The organism is Coleofasciculus sp. (assembly GCF_046565525.1).
Classification (GTDB): Bacteria; Cyanobacteriota; Cyanobacteriia; order Cyanobacteriales; family Coleofasciculaceae; genus Coleofasciculus.
This window is the reverse complement of sequence record NZ_JBKHUP010000251.1, coordinates 1-1474: the sequence shown is the minus strand read 5'-3', so window position 1 is coordinate 1474 and position 1474 is coordinate 1. Positions and strand designations below refer to the sequence as shown.

Genomic DNA, 1474 nt, shown 5'->3' with positions numbered 1-1474 from the left:
TTGACTTCTCCCCCGGCTAAAGCGCGGGGGATTCTAAGCGGATACTACAGGACGGGCTAGAAGCCACGTCATGAAAGTTTTATCTTCTTAGAGTTCCAGAGAAAAACCCTGGATGGCGCAGTCAAAAACGCCCTACTGACCTTGGCTAGATCAAGACCTAGCTGTATCTCTACTTTGCGGAGAATATTAGCAGCGCCATTGCAATCGGCGTTGATAAATTCTCCTTTTTTTGTGCGATACATTCCACGCTTGGTTCGTTTTCCACTCGGCTTCCACCCTTCCAGCTTGTTGCCGAATACAGGCAGAAGATCGTTGTCAAGAAAACTAGCTTTAGATGTGTAGCTTTCTTCAGTTTCTACAAACTGAATTCCATATTGTTCACACAATTTTCGGATTCTTTCTTTAAGACGAGAGGTAGGAACTTGAACAAATTCTTGATTGTTCTTTTTTCCCAACTCAATTCCATCTTTATGGCGCTGGTTCCATCCGAAGACGATTGTTCCAATTCGGTGTCGAAGACAGCGATTGATAACAATTCTCGCTGCTTTATTCACTGCATCCCTGATTTGACGATTGCGTTTTTCAGTTAAGGATGCTAAGTTTTCGTTCCAAAATCCTTGAGACTTTCCTTTTTTGAGGGTCGCTACTCGTTTGTTGTAGAACTGATTAAGACTTTTGAGTTTACGACCATCAACAATGAAGCTGGTTCCCACGTTAGAGACACAGGTTAGCCAATTGTTCAGTCCTGGGTCAATTCCTAGAACATTGTTTGTATCAACATCGGCTTTAGTACAAGAAATGCCGTAGACAAACTCGACATAAAAACAACCGTTACGAGGCAGTATTCTCAGTTCTTTAATGTCCTTAAAGTCCAGATTGGAGGGCATTGGGATGAAGAACTCTGAAAGCTTAAACCAGGTTTTAACCAGTGTTCCTAGAGGAAGGCGGATTAACCCGTCTTTAAGCTTGAGAGCTTGTTTGGGATAAGCAACAACAGCCAGACCGCCCTTTTTCTGATACCGGGGCGGTCTGGGTTTATCTGCTATTTTTCCTTGATTAAATGCCTTATTTAATCCCTGAAAGGATTTAAAGTACTCGGCTACAGTTCTCAATGTTTGTTGAGCAACTTGGGAGTGCAAGGCTTGGAAGTGCTTGTTGTTCTTGTATTCTTTCTCCAATTCGTATTTACCGATTATTTGACGACACTTGAACCAGACTTGCCTTGCATAATAAGTTCCGCAGTTCGTCAGCTTATTTGCCTCAGAACAGATGTATTCAAGTATTGCCGACAAATCGGTATTTGGAGTCAATAGTACCTGTTGACATCCGTACAAATTCATCACCTTCTTGTTTGTAGTTATAGTGTATCATTAAACAAGAAATTCGTGCGGGATTTATCCCGCTATCTGTACGATTTGCTCAGTTTCATCCCCCGCTTGAAAGACGGGGGCTTTCACTATCGCTTGTCTGTAAA

General features: G+C 42.3%; 1 protein-coding gene. It reads right to left on the bottom strand.

The window, feature by feature from the left end; translation table 11 throughout:
* Nucleotides 1-68: 68 nt before the first annotated feature.
* Nucleotides 69-1334, bottom strand: coding sequence for an RNA-guided endonuclease InsQ/TnpB family protein (locus tag ACLGGO_RS35545; protein WP_446422847.1), 1266 nt, complete (start codon nucleotides 1332-1334; stop codon nucleotides 69-71).
* Nucleotides 1335-1474: the final 140 nt, after the last annotated feature.